The sequence below is a fragment of the Sphingopyxis granuli NBRC 100800 genome (assembly GCF_001591045.1).
Lineage (GTDB): Bacteria > Pseudomonadota > Alphaproteobacteria > Sphingomonadales > Sphingomonadaceae > Sphingopyxis > Sphingopyxis granuli.
Genome location: NZ_BCUA01000113.1, coordinates 1 through 9,218, shown reverse-complemented (window position 1 = coordinate 9,218; position 9,218 = coordinate 1). Strand labels below are relative to the sequence as shown.

Here is a 9,218-nt window from a genome sequence, read left to right as displayed (position 1 = left end):
GGGGGGGGGGGGGGCTGGCGTCCTCAAACAGCGTCGGCGGGCCGCGATCGCCCCCTCCGTCAGCCGCTTCGCGCCTGCCACCTCCCCGCAAGCGGGGAGGACTTTCCGATGACCCGCGGCCCCTGGCATGTCGCCGTGCTGATGGGCGGCTGGTCCGCCGAGCGCGAGGTGTCGCTGATGAGCGGCAAGGGCATCGCCAACGCGCTCGAATCGCGCGGGCACCGCGTGACGCGCATCGACATGGGCCGCGACGTCGCGCAGCGGCTGGCAGAGGCGAATCCCGACGTCGTGTTCAACGCGCTCCACGGCGTGCCGGGCGAGGACGGGACGGTGCAGGGCATGCTCGACCTGATGGGCCTGAAATACACCCACAGCGGCCTCGTCACCTCGGTGATCGCGATCGACAAGGAATTGACGAAACAGGCGCTGGTGCCGCATGGCGTTCCGATGCCGGCGGGGACCATGGTCGACAGCGAAAGCCTCTTTTCCATCGACCCGCTGCCGCGTCCCTATGTGCTGAAGCCCGTCAACGAAGGCTCGTCGGTCGGGGTCGCCATCGTCAGGGACGACAGCAATTACGGCAACCCGATCGCGCGCGACGCCGTGGGGCCGTGGCAGGCGTTCGACCGGCTGCTGGCCGAACCCTTCATCAAGGGGCGCGAACTGACCGTCGCGGTGCTGCGCGACGAACCGCTCGGCGTCACCGAATTGCGCGTCAAGTCGGGCTTCTACGATTATGACGCCAAATATACCGACGGCCTGACCCAGCATGTCTGCCCCGCCGACGTGCCCGAAGAGGTGGCGCAGCGGATGAAGGACCTGGCACTCCAGGCGCATCGCATCCTCGGCTGCAAGGGGGCGTCGCGCTCGGATTTCCGCTGGGACGACGAACATGGCCTGGCGGGCATCTATCTGCTCGAGGTCAACACCCAGCCCGGCATGACGCCGCTCAGTCTCGTGCCCGAACAGGCGCGCGCGATCGGCATCGACTATGCCGAGCTGGTCGAGCGCATCGTGGAGGACGCCCTGTGAGCAGCACGCGGATCAAGCGCGCCAAGGCCCCGCCGCGCCGCCCGGTCCGGGCGCCGCGCAAGCGCAGGCGGGTCCAGACCTCGCGCCTCGACGCGATCATCAACGCGCTGCCGGTGCGGCCCGCGACGCTTCAGCGGATCGCCAACTGGACGATCGGCCTCAGCCTGTTCGCGGTCGCCGGACTTGCCGCCCATGCGACGGGGGTGACGGCAAAGGTGCAGGAGGAATGGGCGCAGGCCGTCGGCCGCGCGGGGTTCCAGGTGCGCAAGGTCGAGGTCGTCGGCGCCGACCGCATCGACCGGCTGAAAGTCTATGACATCGCGCTCGCGCAGAAGGATCGCTCGATGGCGGCGGTCGATCTGGAGGGCGTGCGCCACGACCTGATGCAATATGGCTGGATCAAGGATGCGCGCGTGTCGCGGCGGCTGCCCGATACGCTGGTCGTCGATATCGTCGAGCGCTCCCCCGCCGCGATCTGGCAGAATGCGGGCCGCCTGTCGCTGATCGACGAAAAGGGCGTCGTCCTCGAACCCGTTTCGGTCGCGACCATGCCCGACCTGCCGCTGGTCATTGGCCCCAGCGCCAACCGCCGCGCGCAGGACCTCGACCGGCTGTTGGCAGAGGCGAGCAGCCTCAAGGAACTGCTGGCGGGCGCGACCTGGGTCGGCAACCGCCGCTGGGACCTGCGGTTCCGCAGCGGCGAGACGCTGTCGCTGCCCGAAGGCGAGACGGAGGCGAAGCGTGCGCTCGCCAAATTCGCGCATATGGACGGCGCCAACCGGCTGCTCGGCCGCGGCATCCTGCGCTTCGACATGCGCGATCCCAGCCGTTTCGTGCTACGCCTGCCGCACGAGGGGCAGGTGGCGCCCGCGAAGCTCGACGCCGCGCGCGCGGCCGCCGATGCCGTCGCGGCGAGCACCGCGAACGAGGGGTAGGACGATGGCGCCGCCGCGCATCGAAAAGATCATCACCGCGCTCGATGTCGGGTCGTGGAAGGTCTGCGCGCTAATCGCGGGACAGACCGCCGACGGCCAGCTGCACGTCCTCGGCACCGGACAGCGCGAGAGTCGCGGCGTCCAGCGCGGCTATGTCGCCGACATGGAGCAGACCGAGCATGTCGTGCGCGAGGCGATCGAGCAGGCCGAGCGCATCGCGGGACTCAACATCGACGATGTGTGGGTATCCTTCTCCGCCGGCTGCCTGATCAGCGACGTCGCACCGATCGAGAGCGAACTCGGCGGCCACCGCATCGAACAGGAGGATGTCGACGACCTGCTCGCCGCGGGCCGCGCCGGCATCGACCCGGAAGGGCGGATGATCCTGCACGCGCAGCCCGCGCTCTACACGCTCGACGGGCTCGCCGGGGTCAAGAATCCGATCGGGCTTCACGCCGACCGGCTGGGGGTCGACATCCACATCATCATGGCCGACGGTGCGCCGGTGCGGAATCTGGAGGTCGCGGTGCGGCAGGCGCATCTCGACGTCAACGCCGTGGTCGCCGCGCCGATCGCGGCCGGGCTCGCCTGCCTGTCGGACGAGGAACGCGACCTCGGCGTCGCGCTCGTCGAACTCGGCGCGTCGGTGACGACCGTGTCGCTCTATGCCGGGGGGATGCTCGTCGAGATGGCGTCGCTGCCCTTCGGCGCCAGCGACATCACCGACGACATCGCCTCCGCCTTCGGCATCCGCCGCAGCCAGGCGCAGCGGCTCCAGAGCTTCTACGGCTCCGCGTCCGCCAGCCCGCGCGACAACAACGAGGTGATCGAACTCGATCCCGGCGCCCCCGCGGGGGGCGAATCGCCGCGCATCACCCGCGCGCAGCTCGTCGCGGTGATCCGCCAGCGGCTCGACACGATGATGGGGGAGATCGGCCGGACGCTCAAGGACCTGCATTTCGTCGGCCCGGTGGGCCGGCAGGTCGTGCTGGTCGGCGGCGGCGCCGACCTCAAGGGCATTGCCGACTATACCCAGAGCGCGCTCGGCCGCGCCGCGCGCATCGGACGACCGCGCGGCTTGCACGGCTTGCCCGATGCCCACTCGGGACCGGCTTTCGCGACGCTGGCGGGTCTGGTTCTCTATGCCGCGTCGGACCCCGTCGACCTGCGCGACCTGCCGATGATGGCGCAGGATATCTATCGCCCGAAGGGCGCCGGCATCCTCCAGCGGTTGATGGCTGCGCTCAAAAGCAGCTTTTGATCGCAGCGAACGTGAAAGGTTAATTTTTTGGGTGATTCCGGCGTCACAATAGTGCAATGCGGGGACTTAAGTGCGGCCCTGTCTGTGGTAAACCTCGAACATGGCATAGACGGGTCCGCATCCTTGAATCCGGGCGGCGGGACCACCGCCCGTTGGGTCGCATGGTGAGGCTGGCGGCAGGGGTTCGCCGCTGCAGGGAGATTATTTGATGAGCATCGATATTGGCCCGCCGCAGGTCGACGAGCTGAAGCCGCGGATCGCCGTGATCGGCGTCGGTGGCGCAGGGGGCAATGCCATCGCCAACATGATCGCGGCGCGGGTCGAGGGGGTCGATTTCATCGTCGCCAACACCGACGCGCAGGCGCTCAACGCCTCGCCGGCCGAACGGCGCATCCAGCTCGGCACCCAGATCACGCAGGGACTGGGCGCGGGCTCGCGGCCCGAGGTCGGCCGCGCGGCGGCAGAGGAAAGCATCAGCCAGGTCGAAGAGGCGCTGAACGGCGCGCACATGTGCTTCGTCGCGGCGGGCATGGGCGGCGGCACCGGCACCGGCGCGGCGCCGGTGATCGCGAAGGCGGCGCGCGACCGCGGCATCCTGACCGTCGGCGTCGTCACCAAGCCCTTCACCTTCGAAGGCCAGCGCCGCATGCGGTCGGCAGAGGCGGGCATCGCCGAGCTGCAGGAACATGTCGACACGCTGATCGTCATCCCCAACCAGAATCTCTTCCTCGTCGCGAACCCCAACACGACCTTCAAGGAAGCCTTCTCGATGGCGGACGAGGTGCTGCAACAGGGCGTGCGCGGCATCACCGACCTGATGGTCATGCCCGGCCTGATCAACCTCGACTTCGCCGACGTGCGCAGCGTGATGCGCGAAATGGGCAAGGCGATGATGGGCACCGGCGAGGCCGAAGGCGACGGCCGCGCGCTGGAGGCGGCGCAGAAGGCGATCGCCAACCCGCTGCTCGACGGCGTGTCGATGGCGGGCGCGAAGGGCGTGATCGTGTCGATCGTCGGCGGCGAGGACATGCGCCTGATGGAAGTCGACGAGGCCGCGAACCATATCCGCGAGCTGGTCGATCCCGACGCCAACATCATCTGGGGCAGCGCCTTCAACGAAGCGCTCGAAGGCAAGATCCGCGTGTCGGTCGTCGCGACCGGCATCGACGGGACCGGCGACAGTGCGGCGGCGCCCGCGCCCGCGGCACGCAGCTTCTCCTTCCAGCCGGGCCGCGCCGCGGCGCCGGCGCCGGTGGCGGAGGAAGCGATCGAGCCGCTGGTCGAGGAACGCCCCGTCGAGGAATCGCCCGCCGCCGAACCGGCGGTCGATGCCGACAGCGATCCGCAGCCCGGCTTTTCGATCAGCGATGCACCGGCGGCCGAAACCGCGCCGACCCCTGCGCCCGCGCCGGCCGAGGAAGAGCCGATGGAGCTTTCGCAGGTTGCCGCGACCTATGACGACACCACCGGCGAACTGGTGCTCGGCGAACCCGCCGCGACGCCCGAGGCGGATTATCGGCCCGCCCCGGCGGCGCCCGCACCCGACGCCGCACCGGCGGGCGAAAGCCCGGCGCGTCCGATCGGCGGCGGAACGCTGTTCGAGCGCATGTCGCGCCTGTCGCGCGGCGTGGCATCGTCCGATGCCGATGCCGCGAAGAAGGAGGACGGGGTCGATATCCCGCGCTTCCTGGGGCGGCAGAACAACCAGTAACGGGGTTTATCGAGCGGCCGCTGCGACGGGCAGGGGCGGACCGTAGATCGGGATGACTTTGCCCATGTGGCGATCGAAATTGACGGCTGGAGCACCTTCCGGGTCGGGACGTGCACGCCGCCGCGCCACGGCTTTCGCCACGCTGCTGCTGTTGGGAACGGCGGCGGCGGGGCCGGCCATGGCGTTGCAGGCGAGCCAGCCCGACGCGGCGACCAAAGCGGCGATGGAGAAGCGGACCGCGGCGCGCACCCTTCTGTCGTCGGCGATCCCCCGCATCGCGGCGAACGGGTCCGATCCCGGCGCGCTGCTCGATGCCGGCCGCGCCTCGATCGATCTCGAGGATTATCGCGCCGCGCTCGGCTTTCTCGTCCGCGCGGAAAAGGCGAATCCGCGCGACGGGGCGGTGAAGGCGGCGCTCGGATCGACGATGGTCCGCATGGAGAATCCGACCCGCGCGCTCGACTATTTCGGGGAGGCGCAGTTGCTGGGCGCGCCCGAACGCCTGTTCCTCGCCGACCGCGGGCTCGCGCGCGACCTGCTCGGGCAGCAGGACGCGGCGCAGCGCGACTATCAACTCGCGCTGTCGCTCGGCCCGAATGAAGAGGTCACGCGCCGCTATGCGCTGTCGCTGGGGATCAGCGGCGATCCCGACCGGGCGGTGGAGATGCTGACCCCGCAGCTGCGCGCGCAGGACCGCGGCGCCTGGCGGGTCCGCGCGATGATCCTCGCGATGAACGGCCGCGACAAGGAAGCGACCGACATCGTCAACGCGACGATGCCGCCACAACTCGCGCAAAACATCCTCCCCTACCTAACCCAACTCGACCGGCTCAACCCGGCGCAGCAGGCGGCGGCGGCGCATTTCGGGCGCTTCCCTTCGGGCGAACTCGGTCCGCGTCGCAAGCCGGTGCAGATGGCGGCGGCGACCCCCGCGCCGACGCCTGCGCCCGTTTCGGCGCCTGTCGATGCGCGGCGCCCGGCCAGCGGCCAGCGGTCCGAGCGCGGGCGTGCCGGTGCTGCCGCCCCTTCGCCCGCGCGGCGGGTTCCGGCGCTCGCCGCGACGTCTCCCGACACCCGGCCGCAGCCGCGAGCCACGCCGCCGGCTACCTCCGCGGCATCGACCCCGACCCCAGCGGAACGCAAGCCCGCGCTCCCGTCCACACAGCAGGCTCCGTCGCCCGCTCCCGCGCAGTCCGTTCCGCCGCCCACGAACAGCACGGCGCCGATCGGCGTCGCGGTCAACCATGCGTCGGGGCCGGTCGGTCCCGGCTTCTCGGTCGGTGGCAGCGGTGCGCCGTCGCCGGGCGCCGCCGTTCCGCCGTCGCCATCGGCCGCGCCCGCCATCGCCGCCGCGCCGCCGCCCGATCCCGCCGCGGCCGTGGCGAAGCCGACCGCCGCGGCGCCGCTCGCATCGCTCGCCGCCATCATCGGTTCGATCGAGATTCCGCCCGAGGAACTGGCGCGGCCCGACAATGCGATCGGTGCCGACACGCTGGCGATGCTCCAGGCGGAGAAGCGCAAGGCCGAGGCCGCCGAGGCCGCGAAGCGCGAGAAGGAAGAGGCGGCCGCCAAGGCAAAGGCCGAAGCCGACGCCAAGGCGAAGGAGGAAGCGGCGAAGAAAAAGGCGAACCCCGCACGCCTGTGGGTCCAGATCGCCACCGGCGCCAACGAAAAGGCGCTGGCCTTCGACTACAACCGTTTCGCGAAGAAGAACGCCGATCTCTTCAAGGGCAAGGCGGGCGCCACCGCCGAATGGGGCCGGACGCGCCGCCTGCTCGTCGGTCCCTTCGCCAGCAAGAAGGCGGCGCAGGACTGGCTCGCCGACTACAAGAAGGCGGGCGGCGACGGCTTCCTGTTCAACAGCGAGGCGGGCGAGACCGTCGATCCCGTGAAATGACGCTCGCGATGTGCGCGAGCGACCCCGCGCGCACGCGCGGCCGCCTCCATGCGGAGCCGGGGCACGGCGTGCGCGGCCCGCGCGACGCCTTTCAGCGCGACCGCGACCGCGTCATCCACTCGATCGCCTTCCGCCGCCTGCGCCACAAGACGCAGGTGTTCGTCGCCCCCGACGGCGATCATTACCGCGTCCGCCTGACCCACAGCATAGAGGTGGCGCAGATCGGTCGCGGCATCGCGCGCGCGCTCGGCCTCAACGAGGATCTGACCGAGGCGCTGTGCCTCGCGCACGATATCGGGCATCCGCCTTTCGGCCATGCGGGGGAGGCCGCGCTGAAGGATGCGATGCGGGCGCACGGCGGGTTCGACCACAACGGCCACACGCTGCGCACGCTGGCGCGGATCGAATGCCCCTATCCGCGCTTCGACGGGCTCAACCTGACGTGGGAAACGCTCGAGGGACTGGCCAAGCACAACGGCCCGGTGCGCCATCCGGGATGGGCGCTGGCCGAGATCGATGCCGAATTCCCGCTCGACCTGTCCAGCCATGCCAGCCTGGAGGCGCAGGTCGCCGCGGTGGCCGACGACATCGCCTATGACAATCACGACATCGACGACGGGCTGCGCGCCGGTCTGCTGACGCTCGACCAGTTGATGGCGCAGCCCTTCGTGGCCGCCAATTATCGTGCGGTCGAGAAGCGCTTTCCCGGCGCGCCGCGCGACCGGCTGCTGCGTGAGCTGGTGCGCGACCAGATCGGGGTGATGGTCAACGACGTGATCGCCGCGACCGGGACCAATGTCGCCGCCTCCGGTGTCGCGAGCGTCGCCGAGGTCCGCGCCGCGGGCCGGACCCTCGGCGATTTCTCGGACGATCTGGCGCGGCAGGAACGCGACCTCAAGCGCTTCATGTATGCGAACCTCTACCATCACCCCTCGCAACTCGCGGCGGCAGCGGGAGCGAAGGAGGTCGTGTCGCGGCTGTTCGAAGCCTATGCGGCCGATCCGCGCCTGATGGGGGAGGATTGGGGATCGCGCCTGCCCGAAGGCGACGGTGCGACGGTGCGTCATATCGGTGACTATATCGCCGGGATGACCGACCGCTTCGCCATCGACCGCTTTGCGGAGATTTTCGGCCGGGACGCGGTGCCCGAGGCGCTGGCGCACGCCTGACCGGCGCGGCGTTGGAATGAGATCCGCGCAGAGGCGCGGAGCGCGCAGAGTTCTGGCGCATGCGAAGGCGCGGAAAGAGGAGAGAGCGCGCAAACGCATCTTCCGCTTCCTCATCCTCGCTCGGCGCCACTCCCCTTTGTCATTCCCGCGAAACCGGGAATCCAGCGAAAAGAATAAACGGCGCGGCAGCGTTGGATCGCCAGCGTCGCAACTGGATCCCCGCTTTCGCGGGAACGACATGGGGAGGGGGAGGGCGCAAAATCTCTCCACGCCTCCGCGCCTCCGCGTGAATCCTCTTCCACCTCATCTCTGCGGCCTCTGCGTCTCTGCGCGAAACATACACCCGCCGCATTGCCAACCGCGCCCGCGCCGCTAAGCTTCGGCCATGGCATCCCCTGACATCTTGCTGATCGGTGCGACCGGTCTCGTCGGACGTGGGGTAGTCGCGGCGATGGACGACCGCCCGCTGACCATCCTCGCGCGGCGCGCGGTCGATGGGGCGCCGGATGGGCACGCGCTCGTCGCGCCGCTGGAACGCTGGGCCGATATCATCGCCGCCGAACGGCCGGCGACCCTGATCTGCTGCCTCGGCACGACGATCCGGCAGGCAGGATCGCAGGCGGCGTTTCGCGCGGTCGATCACGACCTGGTGCTCGCCGCGGCGCGCGGTGCGCGGCTGGGCGGCGCCCGCCAGATGATCGTCGTCAGCTCGGTCGGCGCCTCGGCGAAGAGTCGCAATTTCTACCTGCGCACCAAGGGTGAGATGGAGGCGGACTTGCGCGCGCTCGATTTCGTGCGTCTCGATATTCTTCGCCCCGGCCTGCTGACGGGCACACGCGAAGGGGCGCCACGGCTCGGCGAGGGGATCGCTATGATGGCCGCGCCTTTCACCAACGCGCTGCTCCATGGCACGCTGCGCCGCTATCGCTCGATCCCCGCGGCGACTGTCGCGCGTGCGATCGTGCGGCTTTCGGGGCAGGGGGAGTCCGGCGTGCATGTCCATGAAAACGACGCGATCCGGGCTTTGATCTGACGCGCTTCTCTTCCTCGTCACCCCTTTTCGAACGAGCCGTTCCCCGGCGAAAGCCGGGGTCCACGCGGGGCCGCGCAACCTCATCTGACCCCGGCTTCGACAGGGGCACGAGCCTTGCTTGCCGGGAAGGGCATAGGCAATCATCCCCTTCCGACAGGTGAGCGTTCCCCGGCGAAAGCC

At 69.9% G+C, this 9,218-nt stretch carries 7 protein-coding genes; all 7 read left to right on the top strand.

The genetic code is table 11. The features are described 5' to 3' along the window. Window positions 1-108: 108 nt before the first annotated feature. The 7 genes from SGR02S_RS17710 (at window position 109) to SGR02S_RS17680 (ending at window position 9,038) form a co-directional block, all read left to right on the top strand. Window positions 109-1,032 (top strand): D-alanine--D-alanine ligase, encoded by a 924-nt coding sequence (locus tag SGR02S_RS17710; RefSeq protein ID WP_067113109.1) that lies wholly within the window; start codon window positions 109-111, stop codon window positions 1,030-1,032. Then, entirely contained in the window at window positions 1,029-1,967 is a 939-nt protein-coding gene (locus tag SGR02S_RS17705) for a cell division protein FtsQ/DivIB (RefSeq protein WP_067113106.1), read from the top strand. Before SGR02S_RS17710 ends, SGR02S_RS17705 begins: the two co-directional genes overlap by 4 nt. Before the next feature lie 4 nt (window positions 1,968-1,971). Then, entirely contained in the window at window positions 1,972-3,228 is a 1,257-nt protein-coding gene (ftsA, locus tag SGR02S_RS17700) for a cell division protein FtsA (protein WP_067113103.1), read from the top strand. Window positions 3,229-3,436: 208 nt separating this feature from the next. Next, window positions 3,437-4,939: a cell division protein FtsZ gene (gene ftsZ / locus SGR02S_RS17695; RefSeq protein ID WP_067113100.1), complete on the top strand. Its 1,503-nt coding sequence runs from the start codon at window positions 3,437-3,439 to the stop codon at window positions 4,937-4,939. A 79-nt stretch (window positions 4,940-5,018) separates the two neighbouring features. After that, a complete protein-coding gene (locus SGR02S_RS17690) occupies window positions 5,019-6,836 on the top strand; it encodes an SPOR domain-containing protein (RefSeq protein ID WP_255211518.1) in 1,818 nt (605 codons plus the stop codon). Beyond that, window positions 6,833-8,005, top strand: coding sequence for a deoxyguanosinetriphosphate triphosphohydrolase (locus SGR02S_RS17685; protein WP_067113093.1), 1,173 nt, complete (start codon window positions 6,833-6,835; stop codon window positions 8,003-8,005). Before SGR02S_RS17690 ends, SGR02S_RS17685 begins: the two co-directional genes overlap by 4 nt. Window positions 8,006-8,390: 385 nt before the next feature. Further along, on the top strand, window positions 8,391-9,038 hold the full coding sequence (locus SGR02S_RS17680) for a Rossmann-fold NAD(P)-binding domain-containing protein (protein WP_067113090.1): 648 nt from the start codon (window positions 8,391-8,393) through the stop codon (window positions 9,036-9,038). Window positions 9,039-9,218 lie beyond the last annotated feature (180 nt).

Bases quoted from the DNA above. Each gene is read 5' to 3' on its own strand.
- ftsZ (WP_067113100.1), top strand. From the start codon at position 3,437: ATGAGCATCGATATTGGCCCGCCGCAGGTCGACGAGCTGAAGCCGCGG.
- ftsA (WP_067113103.1), top strand. From the start codon at position 1,972: ATGGCGCCGCCGCGCATCGAAAAGATCATCACCGCGCTCGATGTCGGG.
- SGR02S_RS17685 (WP_067113093.1), top strand. From the start codon at position 6,833: ATGACGCTCGCGATGTGCGCGAGCGACCCCGCGCGCACGCGCGGCCGC.
- SGR02S_RS17680 (WP_067113090.1), top strand. From the start codon at position 8,391: ATGGCATCCCCTGACATCTTGCTGATCGGTGCGACCGGTCTCGTCGGA.
- SGR02S_RS17710 (WP_067113109.1), top strand. From the start codon at position 109: ATGACCCGCGGCCCCTGGCATGTCGCCGTGCTGATGGGCGGCTGGTCC.